At 72.5% G+C, this 20,337-nt stretch carries 16 protein-coding genes; 15 read left to right on the plus strand and 1 reads right to left on the minus strand.

Annotation, left to right across the window (positions count from 1 at the left end; all coding sequences use genetic code 11):
- Window positions 1–12 precede the first annotated feature (12 nt).
- The 15 genes from nuoE to rarD all read left to right on the plus strand — a co-directional run bounded on the left by nuoE (window position 13) and on the right by rarD (window position 18,949).
- Window positions 13–732 (plus strand): NADH-quinone oxidoreductase subunit NuoE, encoded by a 720-nt coding sequence (gene nuoE, locus ACFV1L_RS15725; protein WP_380366216.1) that lies wholly within the window; start codon window positions 13–15, stop codon window positions 730–732.
- Window positions 732–2,090 (plus strand): NADH-quinone oxidoreductase subunit NuoF, encoded by a 1,359-nt coding sequence (nuoF, locus tag ACFV1L_RS15730; protein WP_380366183.1) that lies wholly within the window; start codon window positions 732–734, stop codon window positions 2,088–2,090. Before nuoE ends, nuoF begins: the two co-directional genes overlap by 1 nt.
- Window positions 2,087–4,531: an NADH-quinone oxidoreductase subunit G gene (locus tag ACFV1L_RS15735; RefSeq protein WP_380366184.1), complete on the plus strand. Its 2,445-nt coding sequence runs from the start codon at window positions 2,087–2,089 to the stop codon at window positions 4,529–4,531. Before nuoF ends, ACFV1L_RS15735 begins: the two co-directional genes overlap by 4 nt.
- A complete protein-coding gene (nuoH, locus tag ACFV1L_RS15740) occupies window positions 4,528–5,862 on the plus strand; it encodes an NADH-quinone oxidoreductase subunit NuoH (RefSeq protein ID WP_380366187.1) in 1,335 nt (444 codons plus the stop codon). Before ACFV1L_RS15735 ends, nuoH begins: the two co-directional genes overlap by 4 nt.
- Window positions 5,863–5,870: 8 nt before the next feature.
- Window positions 5,871–6,452 (plus strand): NADH-quinone oxidoreductase subunit NuoI, encoded by a 582-nt coding sequence (gene nuoI, locus ACFV1L_RS15745; RefSeq protein ID WP_035865139.1) that lies wholly within the window; start codon window positions 5,871–5,873, stop codon window positions 6,450–6,452.
- The gene (locus tag ACFV1L_RS15750) at window positions 6,449–7,294 is read left to right on the plus strand and encodes an NADH-quinone oxidoreductase subunit J (protein WP_380366189.1); all 846 of its coding nucleotides are present in this window, start codon (window positions 6,449–6,451) and stop codon (window positions 7,292–7,294) included. Before nuoI ends, ACFV1L_RS15750 begins: the two co-directional genes overlap by 4 nt.
- Window positions 7,291–7,590, plus strand: coding sequence for an NADH-quinone oxidoreductase subunit NuoK (gene nuoK, locus ACFV1L_RS15755; protein WP_035865142.1), 300 nt, complete (start codon window positions 7,291–7,293; stop codon window positions 7,588–7,590). Before ACFV1L_RS15750 ends, nuoK begins: the two co-directional genes overlap by 4 nt.
- A 15-nt stretch (window positions 7,591–7,605) precedes the next feature.
- Window positions 7,606–9,501, plus strand: coding sequence for an NADH-quinone oxidoreductase subunit L (gene nuoL, locus ACFV1L_RS15760; protein WP_380366191.1), 1,896 nt, complete (start codon window positions 7,606–7,608; stop codon window positions 9,499–9,501).
- The gene (locus ACFV1L_RS15765) at window positions 9,501–11,111 is read left to right on the plus strand and encodes an NADH-quinone oxidoreductase subunit M (protein ID WP_380366193.1); all 1,611 of its coding nucleotides are present in this window, start codon (window positions 9,501–9,503) and stop codon (window positions 11,109–11,111) included. Before nuoL ends, ACFV1L_RS15765 begins: the two co-directional genes overlap by 1 nt.
- Window positions 11,108–12,745, plus strand: a complete 1,638-nt coding sequence (gene nuoN / locus ACFV1L_RS15770; RefSeq protein WP_380366195.1) for an NADH-quinone oxidoreductase subunit NuoN — start codon at window positions 11,108–11,110, stop codon at window positions 12,743–12,745. The genes ACFV1L_RS15765 and nuoN overlap by 4 nt, the downstream gene beginning before the upstream one ends.
- 187 nt (window positions 12,746–12,932) lie before the next feature.
- Window positions 12,933–13,946 (plus strand): polyprenyl synthetase family protein, encoded by a 1,014-nt coding sequence (locus tag ACFV1L_RS15775; protein ID WP_380366196.1) that lies wholly within the window; start codon window positions 12,933–12,935, stop codon window positions 13,944–13,946.
- A 165-nt stretch (window positions 13,947–14,111) separates the two neighbouring features.
- Entirely contained in the window at window positions 14,112–14,771 is a 660-nt protein-coding gene (locus ACFV1L_RS15780; protein WP_380366218.1) for a response regulator, read from the plus strand.
- A gap of 142 nt (window positions 14,772–14,913) precedes the next feature.
- A complete protein-coding gene (locus ACFV1L_RS15785) occupies window positions 14,914–16,881 on the plus strand; it encodes a 2-oxoacid:acceptor oxidoreductase subunit alpha (protein ID WP_380366197.1) in 1,968 nt (655 codons plus the stop codon).
- A complete protein-coding gene (locus tag ACFV1L_RS15790; protein WP_380366198.1) occupies window positions 16,878–17,918 on the plus strand; it encodes a 2-oxoacid:ferredoxin oxidoreductase subunit beta in 1,041 nt (346 codons plus the stop codon). Before ACFV1L_RS15785 ends, ACFV1L_RS15790 begins: the two co-directional genes overlap by 4 nt.
- A gap of 95 nt (window positions 17,919–18,013) precedes the next feature.
- Window positions 18,014–18,949, plus strand: a complete 936-nt coding sequence (gene rarD, locus ACFV1L_RS15795) for an EamA family transporter RarD (protein WP_380366199.1) — start codon at window positions 18,014–18,016, stop codon at window positions 18,947–18,949.
- A gap of 7 nt (window positions 18,950–18,956) precedes the next feature.
- On the opposite strand, the gene ACFV1L_RS15800 is transcribed toward rarD, so the two are convergent.
- Window positions 18,957–20,201, minus strand: coding sequence for an ABC transporter substrate-binding protein (locus tag ACFV1L_RS15800; protein ID WP_380366200.1), 1,245 nt, complete (start codon window positions 20,199–20,201; stop codon window positions 18,957–18,959).
- Window positions 20,202–20,337: the final 136 nt, after the last annotated feature.

Genomic DNA, 20,337 nt, shown 5'->3' on the forward strand with positions numbered 1-20,337 from the left:
ACAGAACTCGGCCTGCCGGCGCTGCCGGCCAAGCCCTACCCGCCGGAGGTCGAGCAGCGACTGGCCGCCGACGCGGCCGAACTGATCGGCCGCTACCCGCACTCCCGCTCGGCGCTGCTGCCGCTGCTGCACCTGGTGCAGGCCGAGGAGGGCTACGTCTCGGCGACCGGGATCCGGTTCTGCGCCGAGCAGTTGGACCTCACCACCGCCGAGGTCACCGCGGTCGCCACCTTCTACACCATGTACCGGCGCCGCCCGGCCGGCGAGTACCACGTCGGGGTGTGCACCAACACGCTGTGCGCGGTGCTCGGCGGCGACCAGATCTTCGACGAGCTCAAGCAGCACCTGGAGATCGAGAACAACCGCACCACCGAGGACGGCGCGATCTCGATCGAGCGGATCGAGTGCAACGCGGCCTGCGACTACGCGCCGGTCGTGATGGTCAACTGGGAATTCTTCGACAACCAGACCCCGGAATCCGCCCGGGAGCTGGTCGACCGGCTGCGCGCGGGCGAAGAGGTACGGCCGACCCGCGGCGCGAAGCTCTGCTCGTTCAAGGAGACCTCCCGGATCCTGGCCGGCTTCGCCGACGGGCGCGAGGGCGCGGTCGACGAGTCCGGGGCCGGCGGCGCCCCCTCGCTGGCCGGCCTGCGCCTGGCCAAGGGCGAGGCGCTGCCCGGCACCCCGGGCGCCAAGGTGGTCTCCCCCCGGCACGAAGGGACGGAAGCGTGATGACCTCCGCCGAGCCGGCCGAGAAGCTGCTCTCCCCGGTCCTCTCCGCGTCCTGGGACGACCACCGCCCCTGGACCCTCGACACCTACCGCCGGCACGGCGGCTACGACGGCCTGCGGGCCGCCCTCGCCATGGCCCCGGACGACGTGATCGCCCTGGTCAAGGACTCCGGCCTGCGCGGCCGCGGCGGCGCCGGCTTCCCCACCGGCATGAAGTGGCAGTTCATCCCGCAGAACGACGGCAAGCCGCACTACCTGGTGGTCAACGCCGACGAGTCCGAGCCGGGCACCTGCAAGGACATCCCGCTGCTGTTCGCCAACCCGCACGCGCTGATCGAGGGCATGGTGATCGCCTCCTACGCGATCCGCTGCAACCACGCCTTCGTCTACCTGCGCGGCGAGGTCGTCCCGGTGCTGCGCCGCCTGCAGGCCGCCGTCGCCGAGGCGTACCAGGCCGGCTACCTCGGCAAGAACGTGCTCGGCTCCGGGATCGACCTGGACATCACCGTGCACGCCGGCGCCGGCGCGTACATCTGCGGCGAGGAGACCGCGCTGCTGGACTCGCTGGAGGGCCGCCGCGGCCAGCCCCGGCTGCGCCCGCCGTTCCCGGCGATCGCCGGCCTGTACGCCTGCCCGACGGTGGTCAACAACGTCGAGTCGATCGCCTCGGTGCCGCCGATCCTGGCCCGCGGCAAGGACTGGTTCAAGTCGCTGGGCACCGAGAAGTCGCCCGGCTTCACCCTGTACTCGCTGTCCGGGCACGTCACCAACCCCGGCCAGTACGAGGCCCCGCTCGGCATCACGCTCCGCCAGCTGCTGGAGATCTCCGGCGGCGTCCGGGCCGGGCACCGCCTCAAGTTCTGGACGCCGGGCGGCAGTTCCACCCCGATGTTCACCGACGAGCACCTCGACGTGCCGCTCGACTACGAGGGCGTCGGCGCGGCCGGCTCGATGCTCGGCACCAAGGCCCTGCAGGTGTTCGACGAGACCACCTGCGTGGTGCGCGCCGTCACCCGGTGGACCGAGTTCTACGCCCACGAGTCCTGCGGCAAGTGCACCCCGTGCCGCGAAGGCACCTACTGGCTGGTCCAGTTGCTGAAGCGGATCGAGGCCGGCGGCGGCGCGCCCGGCGACCTGGAGAAGCTGCTCGACATCGCCGACAACATCAACGGCAAGTCGTTCTGCGCCCTGGGCGACGGCGCGGCCAGCCCGATCGTGTCCTCGCTCCAGCACTTCCGCGCCGAGTACCAGCAGCACATCGACGAACACCGCTGCCCGTTCGACCCGGCGGCCTCCACCGTCTGGGCCGACCGGGCCTCCGTCCACGAGTCCGCCACCGAGAGGGAGGTGCACGCGTGACGGTCACCGAGCCTTCCACCCAGACCGAACTGGTCACGCTCACCATCGACGGCGTCGAAGTCAGCGTCCCCAAGGGCACGCTGGTGATCCGCGCCGCCGAGCAGATCGGCACCCAGGTCCCGCGCTTCTGCGACCACCCGCTGCTCGACCCCGCCGGGGCGTGCCGCCAGTGCATCGTGGAGATCGAGGGCCAGCGCAAGCCGGTCGCCTCCTGCACGATCCCGGTCGCCGAGGGCATGGTGGTGCGCACCCAGCTGTCCTCGCCGGTCGCCGAGAAGGCGCAGCGCGGCGTGATGGAACTGCTGCTGATCAACCACCCGCTGGACTGCCCGGTCTGCGACAAGGGCGGCGAGTGCCCGCTGCAGAACCAGGCGATGACCAACGGCGCCGCCGAATCCCGGTTCGAGGGCGTCAAGCGGACGTACGAGAAGCCGGTCCCGCTCTCCACCCAGGTGCTGCTGGACCGCGAGCGCTGCGTGCTGTGCGCCCGCTGCACCCGCTTCTCGCAGCAGATCGCCGGCGACCCGTTCATCGACCTGGTCGAGCGCGGCGCGCTCCAGCAGGTCGGCACCGGCGTCGACCAGCCGCTGGACTCGTACTTCTCCGGCAACACCATCCAGATCTGCCCGGTCGGCGCGCTCACCTCCGCCGCCTACCGGTTCCGCTCCCGCCCGTTCGACCTGGTGTCCTCCCCGTCCGTGTGCGAGCACTGCTCGGCCGGCTGCGGGCAGCGCACCGACCACCGGCGCGGCAAGGTGATGCGCCGCCTGGCCGGCAACGAGCCGGAGGTCAACGAGGAGTGGAACTGCGACAAGGGCCGGTTCGCGTTCCGCTACGCCCAGCAGCGCGACCGGTTCACCTCCCCGATGATCCGCCGGGAGGACGGCGAACTCGCCCCCGCGTCCTGGCCGGAGGCGCTCGCCCGGGTCGCCGAGGGCCTGCGCGGCAAGCGCGCCGCGGCACTGGCCGGCGGCCGCGTCACCGTCGAGGACGCCTACGCGTGGGGCAAGTTCGCGCGCCTCGCGCTCGGCACCAACGACGTCGACTTCCGGGCCCGCCCGCACAGCGGCGAGGAGGCCGAGTTCCTGGCCGCCGCCGTCGCCGGACACGGCACCGACCTGGACGGCGCCGGGGTGACGTACCGCCGGCTCGAAGCCGCGCCCGCCGTGCTCCTGGTCGGACTGGAGGCCGAGGAAGAGGCCCCGATCGTCTTCCTGCGGCTGCGCAAGGCCAACCGGGCGTCCGGCCTGCGGGTGTTCTCGATCGCCTCGCACGCCACCCGCGGCCTGGAGAAGCTGCACGGCGCGCTGCTGCCCGCCGCCCCCGGCACCGAGGCCGAATGGCTCGGCGCGCTGGCCGGCGACGAGGTGCTCGCCGACGACGCGGGCCGCTGCGCGGACGCGCTGCGCTCCCCGGGCGCGGTGATCCTGGTCGGCGAACGCCTCGCCCAGACCGCCGGCGGCCTCACCGCCGCGCTGCGCCTGGCGCACACCACCGGGGCGAAGCTCGCCTGGGTGCCGCGCCGGGCCGGCGAGCGCGGCGCCGTCGAGGCGGGCGCGCTGCCCGGGCTGCTGCCCGGCGGCCGCGCCGTCGAGGTGCCCGCCGCCCGGGCCGAGGCCGCCGCGCACTGGGGCGTCGCCGACCTGCCGGCCGCGACCGGCCGCGACACCGACCGGATCCTGGCGGACGCCGCCGCCGGCGAGCTGGACGCGCTGGTGATCGGCGGCGTCGGCCTGGACGACCTGGCCGACCCGGCGCTCGCCGAACAGGCCCTGGAGCGGGCCGGGTTCGTGCTCTCGCTGGAGCTGCGCCCGTCCGCGGTGACCGCGCACGCCGACGTGGTGCTGCCGGTCGCCGCCGTCGCCGAGAAGGCCGGCACCTTCCTGGACTGGGAGGGCCGGGTCCGGCTGTTCGAGCCCGCGATCAAGCCCGACCAGCTGATGAGCCGTCACCTGCACTCGGACGTCCGGGTGCTGTCCATGGTCGCCGACGCGCTGGACCGGCCGATCGGCCTGCCCGACGTCCGGGCGGCCCGGCTGGAGCTGGACCGTTTCACCCCGTGGCTGGGCGCCCGCCCGGCCGCGCCCGCCGCGCACCCCGGCACGCTGCCCCGCCCGGTGTCCGGGCAGGCCGTGCTGGCCGGGCACCGGATGCTGCTCGACAACGGCTCGCTGCAGGACGGCGACGAGCACCTGGCCGGCACCCGGCACCCGGTGGTCGCCCGGCTGTCCGCCGCCACCGCCGCCGAGATCGGCGCCACCGGCGCGCTGCGGGTCTCCGGCCCGGCCGGGTCGCTGACCCTGCCGCTGGAGATCACCGCGGCGATGCCCGACCGCACCGTCTGGCTGCCGCTCAACTCGACGCCCGGCGGCGGAGTGCACCGCACGCTCGGCACCACGCTCGGCCACCTGGTCACCATCGCCCCGGCGGAGGAACAGTGAACCTCTCTGCTGCGTACGAAACCCTCGGCTACTTCGGCCGCGACCCGTGGTGGCTGGTGCTGCTGAAGGCGGTGTTCTGCTTCGCGTTCCTGGTGCTGACGGTGCTGATCGCCATCGTCTGGGAGCGCAAGGTCGTCGCCTGGATGCAGCTGCGGATCGGCCCGAACCGGCACGGCCCGTGGGGCCTGCTGCAGTCGCTGGCCGACGGCGTGAAGCTGGCGCTGAAGGAAGACCTGGTGGTCAAGGGCGCCGACAAGGCGGTCTACATCCTGGCGCCGATCGTCTCCGCGATCCCGGCGTTCATGGCGTTCGCGGTGATCCCGTTCGGCCCGGCCGGCAACGAGGTGTCGATCTTCGGCACCCGCACCCCGCTCCAGCTGACGGACCTTCCGATCGCGCTGCTGTACATCCTGGCCACCGCCTCGGTGGGCATCTACGGCATCGTGCTGGCCGGCTGGTCGTCCGGTTCCACCTACCCGCTGCTCGGCGGCATCCGGTCCTCCGCCCAGATGATCAGCTACGAGATCGCGATGGGCCTGTCGTTCGCGGCGGTGTTCATCTACTCCGGCTCGATGTCGACCTCGGAGATCGTCGCCTCGCAGCAGCCGACCTGGTTCGCGGTGCTGCTGCCGGTGTCGTTCATCGTCTACATCGTGGCGATGGTCGGCGAGACCAACCGCGCCCCGTTCGACCTCCCGGAGGCCGAGGGCGAACTGGTCGGCGGCTTCAACACCGAGTACTCCTCGCTGAAGTTCGCGATGTTCATGCTCGCCGAGTACGTCAACATGGTCACCGTCTCCGCGGTCGCCTCGACCCTCTTCCTCGGCGGCTGGCGCGCCCCGTGGCCGGTCTCCACTTTCTGGGAGGGCGCGAACCACGGCTGGTGGCCGATGCTGTGGATCGTCCTGAAGATCCAGCTGCTGCTGTTCTTCTTCATCTGGCTCCGCGGCACGCTGCCCCGGCTGCGCTACGACCAGTTCATGAAGCTCGGCTGGAAGGTGCTCATCCCGGTCTCCCTGGTGTGGCTGGTGATGGTCTCCGCGGTGCGGGCGCTGCGCAACGAGGGCTACGACTTCAGCAAGGTGCTGCTGTACGTGGGCGCCCCGCTGGCGGTGGTCCTGCTGGTCGCCCTGGTGGCGGACGTGGTGCGCAAGAAGCCCGAGGAGCCGCAGCCCGCCGCCGCCCCGCCCGCGGCCTTCGACCCGATGGCCGGCGGCTACCCGGTGCCGCCGCTGCCCGGCCAGGAACTGCCTCCCGTCCCGCGCCGCCGTCGCCGGACCCCGCAACTCCAGGACGCCCTCAACGGGGCCGACCATTCCGAAGGGAGCTGAGCGCCGCCATGTCTGACGAATCTTCGGAGAAGTCGATCCTCGGCCCGGCCGCCGGCTTCGGCGTGACCTTCAAGGCCATGTTCAAGAAGCGGCTCACCGAGCAGTACCCGGAGTACAAGAAGCCCACCGCTCCGCGCTTCCACGGCCGCCACCAGCTGAACCGGCACCCGGACGGCCTGGAGAAGTGCGTCGGCTGCGAGCTGTGCGCCTGGGCCTGCCCGGCCGACGCGATCTACGTCGAGGGCGCCGACAACCGCGACGAGGAGCGCTACTCGCCCGGCGAGCGGTACGGCGCGGTCTACCAGATCAACTACGCCCGCTGCATCCTGTGCGGGCTGTGCATCGAGGCCTGCCCGACCCGGGCGCTCACCATGACCAACGAGTACGAGCTCGCCGACGACTCCCGGCAGGACCTGATCTTCACCAAGGAGCAGCTGCTGGTCGGGCTGACCGAGGGCATGGTCGACTCGCCGCACGCGATCTTCCCCGGCGCCGACGAGGGCGCCTACTACCGGGGTGAGATCACCGGCGCCGCGCCGGGCACCGTGCAGCAGGAGAAGCACGCGCGCGACAAGGAGGCGCAGTCATGACCTCCACCGGCGAGGCCGTGCAGTTCTGGGTGCTGGCCGTGATCGCGGTCGGCGGCGCCCTCGGCATGCTGCTGATGAAGAAGGCGGTGCACTCGGCGCTCTGCCTGGCCGCCACCATGCTGTCGCTGGCGGTCTGCTACCTGGCGCAGGGCGCGGTGTTCCTGGGCGTGGTGCAGATCGTCGTCTACACCGGCGCGATCATGATGCTGTTCCTGTTCGTGGTGATGCTGGTCGGCGTCTCCTCGGCGGACTCGCTGAAGGAGCAGCTGAAGGGCCAGCGGATCGCCGCGGTGCTCTGCGGCCTGGGCTTCGGCGTGCTGCTGGTCGCCGGCCTGGCGAACGCGAAGCTGTCGCACTTCACCGGCCTGTCCGAGGCGAACGCCGAGGGCAACGTGCAGGGCCTGGCGAAGCTGATCTTCACCAAGTACGTGTGGGCGTTCGAGGTGACCGGCGCACTGCTGATCACCGCGGCGATCGGCGCGATGGTGCTGACCCACCGGGAGAAGGTCCACGAGCGGCTGACCCAGCGTCAGCTGGCGGCGCAGCGCGTCAAGGACAACATCCAGGTCCCGCCGCTGCCCGCGCCCGGCGTGTACGCCCGGCACAACGCGGTGGACATTCCGGCGCTGCTGCCCGACGGCACGGTCGCCGAGGACTCGGTGATGGGCACCCTGCGCGAGCGCGGCCAGATCCGCGACGTCAGCCAGGAGATGCTCCGGCGGATGGCCGAACTGGAGGAGAGCACCGCCGACTGGCTGGGCCGTCCGTCCTCCGCCCGCCCGCAGGTCGCCGCGCCCCGCCAGGCCCTGGAGACCGTGCCGACCAAGGAGGAGGCGGAGTGAACCCGGTCAACTACCTGTACCTCGCCGCGCTGCTGTTCACCATCGGCGCCTCCGGGGTGCTGATCCGGCGCAACGCGATCGTGCTGTTCATGTGCGTGGAGCTGATGCTGAACGCCTCGAACCTGGCGCTGGTCACCTTCTCCCGGATGCACGGCAACCTGGACGGCCAGATCCTCGCGTTCTTCACCATGGTGGTCGCGGCGGCCGAGGTCGTGGTCGGCCTCGCCATCATCGTCTCCATCTTCCGGACCAGGCACTCCGCTTCGGTCGACGACAGCAACCTGATGAAGCTGTAGGCGGAGGGCCTTTCAGTGAACTCTCTCATTCCGCTGCTGGTCGCGGCGCCGCTGGCCGGCGCTGCCCTGCTGCTGCTCGGCGGACGGGCACTGGACCGGTTCGGGCACTGGATCGCGACCGCGCTCGCGGCGCTGTCCTGTGCCTTCGGCCTGGTCCTGTTCTTCGACATGCTGGGCCGCGACACCGAACAACGCGCCGTCACCGAACGGCTGTTCAGCTGGATCCCGGTCGGCGGCTTCCAGGCCGACGTCTCCTTCCGGCTCGACCAACTGTCCATCGTCTTCGTGCTGCTGATCACCGGCGTCGGCACCCTGATCCACCTGTACTCGGTGGGCTACATGGCGCACGACGAGCGCCGCCGCCGGTTCTTCGCCTACCTGAACCTGTTCCTGGCCGCGATGCTGGTCCTGGTGCTGGCCGACAACTACCTGCTGCTGTACGTCGGCTGGGAGGGCGTGGGCCTCGCGTCCTACCTGCTGATCGGCTTCTGGCAGCACAAGCCGAGCGCCGCGACGGCCGCCAAGAAGGCGTTCATCGTCAACCGGGTCGGCGACATGGGCCTGTCGATCGCGATCATGCTGATGTTCGCCGAGTTCGGCTCCTTCGCCTTCCAGCCGGTGTTCTCCGCGGCGGGCGACGCCGGCGAGGGCAAGCTCACCGCGATCGCCCTGATGCTGCTGCTCGCCGCCTGCGGCAAGTCCGCGCAGGTGCCGCTGCAGTCCTGGCTGGGCGACGCGATGGAGGGCCCGACCCCGGTCTCCGCGCTGATCCACGCGGCCACCATGGTCACCGCCGGCGTCTACCTGATCACCCGCTCCGCGGCGATCTTCAACCTGGCGCCCGACGCGCAGACCGCCGTCGTGGTGGTCGGCGCGGTGACGCTGCTGTTCGGTGCGATCGTCGGTTGCGCCAAGGACGACATCAAGAAGGCGCTGGCCGGCTCGACCATGTCGCAGATCGGCTACATGATCATGGCGGCCGGCCTCGGCCCGATCGGCTACGCCTTCGCGATCATGCACCTGGTCACCCACGGCTTCTTCAAGGCCGGGCTGTTCCTCGGCGCCGGGTCGGTCATGCACGGCATGAACGACGAGGTGAACATGCGTCACTACGGCGGCCTGCGGAAGTACATGCCGTGGACCTTCGCCACCTTCATGGCCGGCTACCTGGCGATCATCGGCTTCCCGTTCCTGTCCGGCTTCTTCTCCAAGGACAAGATCATCGAAGCGGCCCTCGCCAAGGGCGGCACCGAGGGCTGGATCCTCGGCACCTGCGCGCTGGTCGGCGCCGCCGTCACCGCCTTCTACATGACCCGGGTGGTGCTGCTCACCTTCTTCGGCGAGAAGCGCTGGCAGCCGGACGCCGAAGGACACCAGCCGCACCCGCACGAGTCCCCGCGGACCATGGTGATCCCGATGGTCGTGCTGACCTTCGGCTCGCTGTTCGCCGGCGGCCTGTTCACCCTCGGCGACTCCTTCCTGCGCTTCCTGGAGCCGGTCACCGGCCACGAGGAGGGCCACGCCCCGCTGAGCGCCCTGACCGTCAGCGCCGTCGCCACCGTCTGCATGGCGGCCGGCGTCGGCCTGGCCTGGCTGAAGTACGGCCGCAGCCCCGTCCCGGTGCAGGCCCCGCGCGGCTCGCTGCTCACCCGGGCCGCCCGCCGCGACCTGCTCCAGGACGACTTCAACCACGCCGTCCTGGTCCGGCCCGGCACGGCGCTCGCCGCCACCCTGGTGTTCTTCGACAGCAAGGGCCTCGACGGCTTCGTCAACGGCCTGGCCGCCGCCATCGGCGGCCTCTCCGGCCGACTGCGCCGGATCCAGACCGGCTACGTCCGGACGTACGCGCTCTCCATGTTCGGCGGCACGCTGGTGCTGGTCGCCTCCACTCTCCTGATGAGGTCGGTCTGATGAGCTACCTCCTCTCCGCCACCTGCGCCGTCCCGGCCGTCGGGGCAGTGGTCACCGCTGCCCTCCCGGCCGGCACCGGCGAGGCCCGGCGGCGCACCACCAAGGCGGTCGCCCTGGCGGTCTCGGTGGCCACCCTGGGCCTGGCCGCGGCGATCGCCGCGGCCTTCGAACCCGGCGGCGCCCGCTACCAGTTGACCGAGTCCTACAGCTGGATCCGGTCGTTCGGCATCGACTTCTCGCTCGGCGCGGACGGCATCGGCACCGCCCTGGTGCTGCTCACCGCCGTCCTGGTGCCGCTGGTGATGCTGGCCGGCTGGCACGACGCCGACCCCGCCGCGGTCGAGGGCTCGTTCGAGTCCAAGCGCCGCACCCAGGGCTTCTTCGCCCTGATCCTCGCCGTCGAGGCGATGGTGCTGGTGTCCTTCCTGGCCACCGACGTGTTCGTGTTCTACGTGTTCTTCGAAGCCATGCTGATCCCGATGTACTTCCTGATCGGCGGCTTCGGCGACCGGGCCGGCGGACCCGACGCGGCCCGCCAGCGCTCCTACGCGGCCGTCAAGTTCCTGCTGTACAACCTGCTCGGCGGACTCGTCATGCTGGCCGCCGTGATCGGCCTGTACGTGGTGGCCGGCGACCAGGGGCAGGCCACCTTCAGCCTGCCCGCGCTGACCGACGCGATCTCCTCCGGCAAGCTGGTGATCGACCCGACCGCGCAGCGCGCGCTGTTCCTCGGCTTCTTCTTCGCGTTCGCGGTGAAGGCCCCGATGTGGCCGCTGCACACCTGGCTGCCGAACGCGATGGGCGAGTCCACCGCCGGAACCGCCGTCCTGATCACCGCGGTCGTCGACAAGGTCGGCACCTTCGCGATGCTGCGGTTCTGCCTCGGCCTGTTCCCGGACGCGTCGAAGACCTTCGCCCCGGCGATCCTGGTGCTGTCGCTGATCGGCATCGTCTACGGCGCGCTGGTCGCCATCGGCCAGAAGGACATCAAGCGGCTGGTCGCCTACGCGTCCATCTCGCACTTCGGGTTCATCATCATGGGCATCTTCGCGATGACCAGCCAGGGCCAGTCCGGCGCCACCCTCTACATGGTCAACCACGGCATCTCCACCGCCGCGTGGATGCTGGTCGCCGGCTTCCTGATCTCCCGCCGCGGCTCCCGGCTGATCGCCGACTACGGCGGCGTGCAGAAGGTCGCCCCGGTCCTGGCCGGCACCTTCCTGCTCGGCGGCCTGGCCACCCTGTCGCTGCCCGGCCTGGCCCCGTTCGTCAGCGAATTCCTGGTCCTGGTGGGCACGTTCACCCGGTACCCGGTGATCGGGATCATCGCGACCTTCGGCATCGTGCTGGCCGCGCTGTACGCGCTGATGCTGTACCAGCGCACCATGACCGGCCCGGTCAAGGAGTCCGTCAGCGGCATGCCCGACCTGAAGGCCCGTGAACTCGCCGTCGTCGCCCCGCTGGTGGCCCTCACCCTGCTGCTCGGCGTCTACCCGCAGCCGCTCACCCGGATGGTGAACCCGGCCGTCGACGACACCCTCAGCCAGGTCCACCGGACCGACCCCGCGCCGGCCCACCCGGTCGCCGCCACCGGAGGTGAGCAGAAGTGAGCCCCGTCCACGCGCTGGCCGCCGCCGGCGGCAACAGCCCGAGCATCCCCGCCCCGCACGTCGAGTACGGCCAGCTCTCGCCGATGCTCGTGGTCTTCGGCGCCGCCCTGGTCGGCATCCTGGCCGAGGCGTTCCTGCCCCGCCGGCTGCGCGCCGCCACCCAGCTCGGCATCTCGCTGGCCGGCCTGGTCGGCGGATTCGCCGCCGTCGTGGTGCTCGCCGCCCAGGGCCACGCCACCACCAGGGCCGGCCTGCTGGCGATGGGCTCGGTCGCCATCGACGGGCCCGCGCTGTTCCTGCAGGGCGTGATCCTGCTGACCGCCGTCCTCGCCGTCCTCACCTACGCCGAGGGCCGGCTGGAGCCGCGCGTCAACGGCCACCGGATCGACGCGTTCGCCGCCCAGGCCGCCGCCGTCCCCGGCGGCGAACAGGAACGCGTCGCCACCCGCGAGGGCCTGCGCACCACCGAGATCTACCCGCTCACCCTGTTCGCGGTCGGCGGCATGCTGCTCTTCCCCGCCTCGAACGACCTGCTGACCATGTTCGTGGCGCTCGAAGTGCTGTCCCTGCCGCTGTACCTGATGTGCGCGATCGCCCGGCGCCGCCGCCTGCTCTCGCAGGAGGCCGCCGTCAAGTACTTCCTGCTCGGCGCGTTCGCCTCGGCGTTCTTCCTGTTCGGCACCGCCCTGCTGTACGGCTACGCGGGCACCGTCCGGCTCGGCGAGATCGCCGACGTGGTCGCCGGCACCGCCCCCGTCACCCCGGCGCTGGCCGTCACCACCCAGAACGACGCACTGCTGCTGATCGGCCTGGCCATGCTCGCCGTCGGCCTGCTGTTCAAGGTCGGCGCGGTGCCGTTCCACTCCTGGACGCCGGACGTCTACCAGGGCGCGCCGACCCCCGTCAGCGGGTTCATGGCCGCCGCCACCAAGACCGCCGCGTTCGGCGCCCTGCTGCGGCTGTTCTACGTCGCCTTCCCCGGCCTGCGCTGGGACTGGCGGCCCGTCATGTGGGGCGTGGCGATCCTCACCATGGTGGTCGGCTCGATCCTCGCCGTCACCCAGCAGGACGTGAAGCGGCTGCTCGCCTACTCCTCGGTGGCGCACGCCGGGTTCATCCTCACCGGCCTGATCGCCACCGACCGGCGCGGCGTCGCCGCCGTCCTCTTCTACCTGCTCGCCTACTCCTTCGTCACCCTCGGCGCGTTCGCCGTGGTCACCCTGGTGCGCGACTCCAAGGGCGAGGCCACCCACCTGTCCAACTGGGCCGGCCTCGGACGCCGCTCCCCGCTGCTCGCCGCGGTGTTCGCGCTCTTCCTGCTGGCCTTCGCGGGCATCCCGCTCACCTCCGGCTTCACCGGCAAGTTCGCGGTCTTCCAGGCCGCGGCCGGCGGCGGCGCCACGCCGCTGGTGATCGTCGGTGTGCTGTCCTCCGCGATCGCCGCGTTCTTCTACATCCGGGTCATCGTCCTGATGTTCTTCTCCGACCCGCAGCCCTCCGGCCCCGCGGTCGCCGTCCCCAGCGCCCTCACCGCCACCACCATCGCCTTCGGCGTGCTGGTGACCCTGGGCCTGGGCCTGCTCCCGCAGTACTTCCTCGACCTGGCCTCCAAGGCCTCGCTCTTCGTCCGCTGACCGTCCCCCGTCCGGCCCCCGCCCACCCCGGCGGGGGCCGGCCCGTTCCGGGCACCTCCCGCCACCAGGGGAGGAAGGCCCAGGCCCGTGCAGTGATCCACTCGGGACCGGATACGCTGCCTTGTATGTGCATCGGCGGTGCTGAGGGACCGGCCCGCTGGATCGACCAGGGACAGGAGTGGTCAGCGTGACCGTCGTGGGGCCCTTCGGGCTGAGCGTGCAGGACCGCGATCTGACCCGCGACGTCCAGGCCGGGATGGAGGCCGTGGAGGCCGCCCTGATCGAGGCCGTCAAGTGCGACGTGCCCTTCATCACGGTGACCGCCAGCCACCTCATCGAGGCCGGGGGGAAGCGGTTCAGGCCGCTGCTGGTGATGCTCGCCGCCCAGTTCGGCGACCCGGGCGCGCCCGGGGTGGTGCCCTCCGCCGTGGTGGTCGAACTGACCCACCTCGCGACGCTGTACCACGACGACGTGATGGACGAGGCCCCCGTGCGGCGCGGCGCCCCCAGCGCCAACAGCCGCTGGGACAACTCGGTCGCCATCCTCACCGGCGACTTCCTGTTCTCCCGCGCCTCCCAGGTGCTCTCCGACCTCGGCCCCGACGCCGTCCGGGTCCAGGCCGACGCGTTCGAACGACTCGTCACCGGCCAGATCCTGGAGACCGTCGGACCCCGCCCCGAGGACGACCCGCTGCGCCACTACCTCGACGTCCTCTCCGGGAAGACCGGCTCGCTGATCGCCGTCTCCTGCCGCTTCGGCGCGATGATGGCCGGCGCCGAACCGTGGATCGTCGACCTCCTCACCCAGTACGGCGAGCGCATCGGCACCGCGTTCCAGCTGGCCGACGACGTCCTCGACATCGCCAGCGACGGCCACGAGTCCGGCAAGACCCCCGGCACCGACCTGCGCGAAGGCGTCCCCACGCTGCCGGTCCTGCTGCTGCGTCAGATGCCGGTCGACCCCGCCGACCCCGAGGACGCGAGGCTGCGCGAGCTCCTCGCCACCGACCTGGCGGCCGACGACGCCGCGCACGCGGAGGCCCTCCGGCTGCTGCGCCGGCACCCGGCGCTGGAGCGGGCACGCCGGGAGACGCTGCGCTACGCGGAGGAAGCGCGCGCCCTGCTGGACCCGCTGCCGGAGTGCCCGGCGAAGGCGGCGCTCCAGGAGCTGTGCGACACCGTTGCCATCCGCACGATGTGAAACCAGGGGCGCGGGAACTGCGCGAAGCGGGAGGCGCCCACCGGCAAGGTCGCGACGCGGGCAGTGACTTGCACCTGATCGCGACCTGGCCGACGTGCGCTCCTTGCTCGCGCAGTTCCCCGCGCCCCTGTCCGTCCCGCTGTTCGCGTTAGTGTTCGTCCCATGTTGCGTGTGGTGATCGCCGAGGATTCCGTGCTGCTCCGGGAGGGGCTGACGCGGTTGCTGACGGACCGGGGGATGGAGGTCGTGGCGGGGGTCGGAGACGGGGACGCGCTGCTGCGGGCGGTGGACGGGCTGCGGGGGGAGGGCTCGTTGCCGGACGTGGTGGTGGCGGACGTCCGGATGCCCCCGACGCACACCGACGAGGGGGTGCGGGCGTGCGTGGAGCTGCGCAAGAGGTACCCGCAGCTGGGTGTGCTGGTGCTGTCGCAGCACGTGGAGGAGCAGTACGCGGGCGAGCTGCTGGCGGGTTCCACCCGCGGCGTGGGCTACCTGCTGAAGGACCGGGTCGCCGAGGTGCGGGAGTTCGCCGACGCGGTGACCCGGGTCGCGGCGGGCGGGACCGCACTGGACCCCGAGGTGGTGCAGCAGCTGCTGAGCCGCAGCCGGCAGGTGGACACGCTGGCGAAGCTGACGCCCCGTGAGCGGGAGGTGCTGGGGCTGATGGCGGAGGGCCGGACCAACGCGGCGATCGCCAAGCAACTGGTGGTGTCGGACGGGGCGGTCGAGAAGCATGTGTCGAACATCTTCCAGAAACTGGGTTTGGGACAGAGCCAGGAGGATCACCGGCGGGTTCTCGCGGTGCTGGCCTACCTGGAGTCCTGACCACCGGGTGACCCGACGGGGCGGTGTGCGCGAGTTCCCTTCCCGCGGTGCCCTGCCCGCTTAGGATTCCCTTGGTGCGCCAGGCGGACGGGGCACACGGCTCACGCCCGCTGCTGGCTCCCTTTCGAGGAGGTCCGCGGCAGTGACCAGTCAGGTCGATCAGTCAGAGGCAGTGGACGGCCCGGACGGCGAGCGCCGGACGGGTCCGGCCTCGGCCCGGTCGGTCCCGCAGGGCGGGGCCGGGCGGCCGGCCAAGCCGATCCGGAGGCTGGACCGGGTGATCATCCGGTTCGCCGGCGACTCGGGCGACGGGATGCAGCTCACCGGCGACCGGTTCACCTCGGAGACGGCGGCGTTCGGGAACGACCTGTCCACGCTGCCGAACTTCCCGGCCGAGATCCGGGCCCCCGCAGGCACCCTGCCGGGCGTGTCCAGCTTCCAGCTGCACTTCGCCGACCACGACATCCTGACGCCGGGCGACGCGCCCGACGTGCTGGTGGCGATGAACCCGGCGGCGCTGAAGGCGAACCTGCCGGACCTGCCGGCCGGCGCCGAGATCATCGTCAACACCGACGAGTTCACCAAGCGCGCGCTGGCGAAGGTCGGCTACGGCGAGGACCCGCTCTCCGACGGCTCGCTGGAGGCGTTCCGGCTGCACCCGGTGCCGCTGACCACGCTGACGCTGGAGGCGCTGAAGGACAGCGGGCTGGCCCGCAAGGACGCCGAGCGGGCGAAGAACATGTTCGCGCTGGGCCTGCTGTCCTGGATGTACCACCGGCCCACCCACGGCACCGAGTTGTTCCTGCGTCAGAAGTTCGCGAAGAAGCCGCAGATCGCCGAGGCGAACGTGGCGGCGTTCCGGGCGGGCTGGAACTTCGGCGAGACCACCGAGGACTTCGCGGTCTCCTACGAGGTGCCGCCGGCCAAGCTGCCGGCCGGCACGTACCGCAACATCTCCGGGAACCTGGCGTTGTCGTACGGCCTGGTCGCGGCGGGGGAGCGGTCCGGGCTGCCGGTGTTCCTCGGCTCGTACCCGATCACCCCGGCGTCGGACATCCTGCACGAGCTGTCCAAGCACAAGAACTTCGGCGTGCGGACCTTCCAGGCGGAGGACGAGATCGCCGGCATCGGCGCGGCGCTCGGCGCGGCGTTCGGCGGGGCGCTGGGCGTGACCACCACGTCCGGTCCCGGCGTGGCGCTGAAGTCGGAGACGATCGGCCTCGCCGTGTCGCTCGAACTGCCGCTGCTGGTGGTCGACATCCAGCGCGGCGGCCCGTCCACCGGCCTGCCGACCAAGACCGAGCAGGCGGACCTGCTGCAGGCGATGTTCGGCCGCAACGGCGAGGCCCCGGTACCGGTCGTCGCCCCCGCGACGCCCGCCGAGTGCTTCGACGCCGCGCTCGACGCGGCCCGGATCGCGCTCACCTACCGCACCCCGGTGTTCCTGCTCTCCGACGGCTACCTGGCCAACGGCTCCGAGCCGTGGAAGATCCCCGACGTCGACGAACTCCCCGACCTGCGCGTCGAGTTCGCCACCGAGCCGAACGGTCCCGACGGCTCGTTCCGCCCCTACCAGCGCGACCCGCACACGCTGGCCCGCCCCTGGGCGGTCCCCGGCACGCCCGGCCTGGAGCACCGGATCGGCGGCATCGAGAAGCAGGACGGCACCGGCAACATCTCCTACGACCCGGCCAACCACGACTTCATGGTCCGCACCCGGCAGGCCAAGGTCGACGGCATCGAGGTCCCGGACGCCGAGGTCGACGACCCGAGCGGCGAGGCCCGCGTCCTGGTGCTCGGCTGGGGCTCCACCTACGGCCCGATCACCGCGGCGGTGCGCCGGGTCCGGGCCGACGGCGGCCGGGTCGCCCAGGCCCACCTGCGCCACCTCAACCCGTTCCCGGCGAACCTCGGCGCGCTGCTGCGCCGGTACGAGCGGGTGATCGTCCCCGAGATGAACCTCGGGCAGCTCGCCCTGCTGCTGCGCGCGAAGTACCTCGTCGACGCGCAGTCCTACAACCAGGTGCGCGGCCTGCCGTTCAAGGCCGCCCAGCTCGCCGACGTGCTGCACGCGGCGATCGGCACGCTCGACGCGGAGGAGACCCGATGACCGACTTCCCCGCCCTGCGGCTCGTCCCCAGGGCCGACGGCCCGCAGTCGGCGAAGGACTTCAAGACCGACCAGGAAGTGCGCTGGTGCCCCGGCTGCGGCGACTACGCGATCCTGGCGGCCGTCCAGTCCTTCATGCCGGAGCTCGGCATCCGGCGGGAGAACACCGTCTTCGTCTCCGGCATCGGCTGCTCCTCGCGCTTCCCGTACTACATGAACACGTACGGCATGCACTCGATCCACGGCCGGGCCCCGGCGATCGCCACCGGCCTGGCCGCGTCCCGCCCCGACCTGTCGGTGTGGGTGGTGACGGGCGACGGCGACGCGCTGTCGATCGGCGGCAACCACCTGATCCACGCGCTGCGGCGGAACGTCAACCTGAAGATCCTGCTGTTCAACAACCGGATCTACGGGCTGACGAAGGGCCAGTACTCGCCGACCAGCGAGGTCGGCAAGATCACCAAGTCGACGCCGATGGGCTCGCTGGACGCGCCGTTCAACCCGCTGTCGCTGGCGATCGGCGCCGAGGCCTCGTTCGTGGCCCGGACCATCGACTCGGACCGGCAGCACCTGCAGTCCGTGCTGCGGGCCGCGGCGCAGCACGAGGGCACCGCGCTGGTGGAGATCTACCAGAACTGCAACATCTTCAACGACGGCGCGTTCGAGCTGCTGAAGGAGCCCGGCACCCGGGACGAGGCGCTGGTCCGGCTGGAGCACGGGCAGCCGATCCTGGTCGGCGCGGACCGGCACGTGGTGCGGGGGGCGGACGGCGACCTGCGGATCGCGCCGCGGAGCGAGGGCGAGGCGGTCGTGCACGACGCGCACGCGGCCAGCCCGACGACGGCGTTCGCGCTGACCCGGCTCGCTGCGGCGGACGCCCTGCACCACACGCCGATCGGCGTCCTGCGGGACGTCCGGCGGGACGTCTACGACACGCAGATGGCCGACCAGCTGGCGCTGGCGGAGGAGCAGAAGGGGCGCGGCGACCTGGGGGCGCTGCTGGCGGGTCCGAGCACCTGGACGGTGTCCGGCCAGTGAGACGTCAGTAGCAAAACCCCGAATCGGGGATGACACCTTCACCCGCGTGCCGCTACCTTTCGTAGGACGTTTCGGGCGCGGGTGAAGGGCAGGCCATGGCGGAGAGTGCGCGGGAGGCCAGGGTCGGGCTCTGGAACGGCTTTGCGGCGTACGGGATGTGGGGCCTGTTCCCGCTGTTCTGGCCGCTGCTGGAACCCGCCGGCGCGGCCGACATCCTGGCGAACCGGATGGTGTGGTCGCTGGTCGCGGTCGCGGCGATGCTGCTGGTCCGCCGCCGCTGGGGGTGGATACGCCCGCTGCTGCGCGAACCGCGCAGGCTCGCCCTGCTGGCGGTCGCGGCGGCGACGGTCTCGGTGAACTGGGGCGTCTACATCTGGGGCGTCAACTCCGGCCACGTGGTGGAGACCAGCCTCGGCTACTTCATCAATCCGCTGGTGACGATCGCCTTCGGCGTGCTGGTGCTGCGCGAGCGCCTGCGGACCGCGCAGTGGGCGGCCGTCGGCGTGGGCGTGGCCGCGGTCGCCGTGCTGACGGTGGCGTACGGCCGGCTGCCCTGGATCGCGCTGACGCTGGCGCTGTCGTTCGCCACGTACGGGCTGCTGAAGAAGAAGGTCGGGCTGGGCGGGCCGGAGAGCCTGGCGGTGGAGAGCGCGGTGATGTTCCCGTTCGCGCTCGGCTTCCTGGTCTACCTGGGGGTGCGCGGCCAGGGGAGCCTCGGCCACTACGGCTGGGGGCACACCGCGCTGCTGATGGCCAGCGGGGTGATCACCGCGGTGCCGCTGATGTGCTTCGGCGCGGCCGCGCTGCGGGTGCCGCTGACCACCCTCGGGCTGCTCCAGTACCTGGCGCCGGTGTTCCAGTTCCTGATCGGCGTGACGGTCTTCCACGAGTCGATGGCGCCGGCCCGCTGGGCGGGCTTCGCGCTGGTGTGGGTGGCCCTGCTGGTGCTGAGCGCCGACGCGCTGCGCCGGGTGCGGGCGGAGCGGCGCCCGGCCGCGGTGCCGGTGCCCGCGGAGCCGGTCGCCGGCTGACGGCCGGTCAGCCCGCGGCGAGCTCGCGGGCCAGCCGGGTGCTGTCGCGGTGGGTGGTGAACGCCGCGGCGGCGGCGAGCGCCGCGGCCCGGCGGCGGGGGTCGAGCAGGCCGCCGTGGGTGAGCGAGTCGAGCGGCCGGGCGCTCCGCCACTGGTCCAGCGACCACCGCGGGTACGGGCCGAACAGGGCCCTGGCCGGTTCGGGCAGGTCGGTGCGGGCGGGGACGGCGGCGCGGGCGCCGTTCAGGGCGACCTGGCCGTCGAGGCTCGCGCAGACGTCCAGCCAGGCCAGCGCGGCGGCCCGGTGGCGGGCGCCGCGGGGGAGGACGAACACGTCGGCGCGGAACTGGAACAGGGCCGCGGTGCCCGGGGCGGCGGCCCACCGGTGGTCGGCGCCGGCCCGCAGGCCGAGGTTCTCGCGCAGCCAGCCGTCCGCCCAGTCGCCGGTGAGCAGGTAGCCGGCCCGGCCGGTGCCGAGCAGCCGGGCGGCGTCCGTCCAGTCGGCGTCCGGGGCGACCGGCGCGGCGTGGGCGAGCAGCGCGTCGAGGAGGCGCAGCGCGCCGGCGGTGGCCGGGGTGCGCCAGGGGCCGCCGGGCTGCCAGAGGGCGCCGAACGCGTCGGGGCCGTGGGCGGCGAGCAGCACCGTCTCGGCCAGCTGGAGCACCTCGGCGGGGCCGCCGACGGCGAGGCCGGTGCGGCCGGTCGCGGTGACGCGCTGCAGCTGGGCGAGCAGCAGGCCGGGGTCCGCGGGGGCCGGGTCGGCGCCGGCCTCCGCCAGCGCCTGCGGCCGGGACCACAGCAGGTTGGTGCGGCGCACGCCCGCCGGGACGCCGTACAGCGCGTTCCCGGCGCGCAGCCGGGGGCGCAGCGCGGCGGGCAGGCCGGCGGACCAGCGGCGGGCCCGGGCGAGGGCGTCGAGCGGTTCCAGGTGCGGGGCGAGCCTGGCGAGTTCGGCGCCGCCGGAGCACCGGACGGCGTCCGGCGGCCGGCCGGTGGCCAGCAGGGCGGCCGGGTCGGTGCCGGTGGAGCCGTCGCCGGCCACGAAGGTGACGTCCGGGGCGTGGCCCTTGAGGGCGGCCAGCAGGGCCTGCAGCCCGTTGCGGTCGGGGCCGGAGGTCCAGCCGGCGGCGACCTCCAGCAGCCCGGCCGGGGCGGCGCCGGAACTGGCCTCGGCGGGCCCGCAGCGGGCCGCCGCCGTGGCGCAGGCGACCGCGATCCCGCCCAGCAGGACCGGACGGCGGCGGATCGGCACGGTGCTCCCAGCGGGCGGCGGACGGACGGGCGAACAACGGACGAACGGTCCGCGGCGGCCCACCATCCCACCGGTTCGCCCGAGTCCGCGTCAAGAGCCGCGGCACGTCCCCGGGCCGGGAGCGACGCCTCCCCCG

Origin of the sequence: Kitasatospora sp. NPDC059646 (assembly GCF_042734615.1) — a bacterium.
Taxonomy (GTDB): Bacteria; Actinomycetota; Actinomycetes; order Streptomycetales; family Streptomycetaceae; genus Kitasatospora.

What these genes read in the sequence shown, in the direction of transcription:
- nuoF (WP_380366183.1), top strand. Translation starts at nt 732, where the DNA reads ATGACCTCCGCCGAGCCGGCCGAGAAGCTGCTCTCCCCGGTCCTCTCC.
- nuoI (WP_035865139.1), top strand. Translation starts at nt 5,871, where the DNA reads ATGTCTGACGAATCTTCGGAGAAGTCGATCCTCGGCCCGGCCGCCGGC.
- ACFV1L_RS15750 (WP_380366189.1), top strand. Translation starts at nt 6,449, where the DNA reads ATGACCTCCACCGGCGAGGCCGTGCAGTTCTGGGTGCTGGCCGTGATC.
- ACFV1L_RS15765 (WP_380366193.1), top strand. Translation starts at nt 9,501, where the DNA reads ATGAGCTACCTCCTCTCCGCCACCTGCGCCGTCCCGGCCGTCGGGGCA.
- ACFV1L_RS15790 (WP_380366198.1), top strand. Translation starts at nt 16,878, where the DNA reads ATGACCGACTTCCCCGCCCTGCGGCTCGTCCCCAGGGCCGACGGCCCG.
- rarD (WP_380366199.1), top strand. Translation starts at nt 18,014, where the DNA reads ATGGCGGAGAGTGCGCGGGAGGCCAGGGTCGGGCTCTGGAACGGCTTT.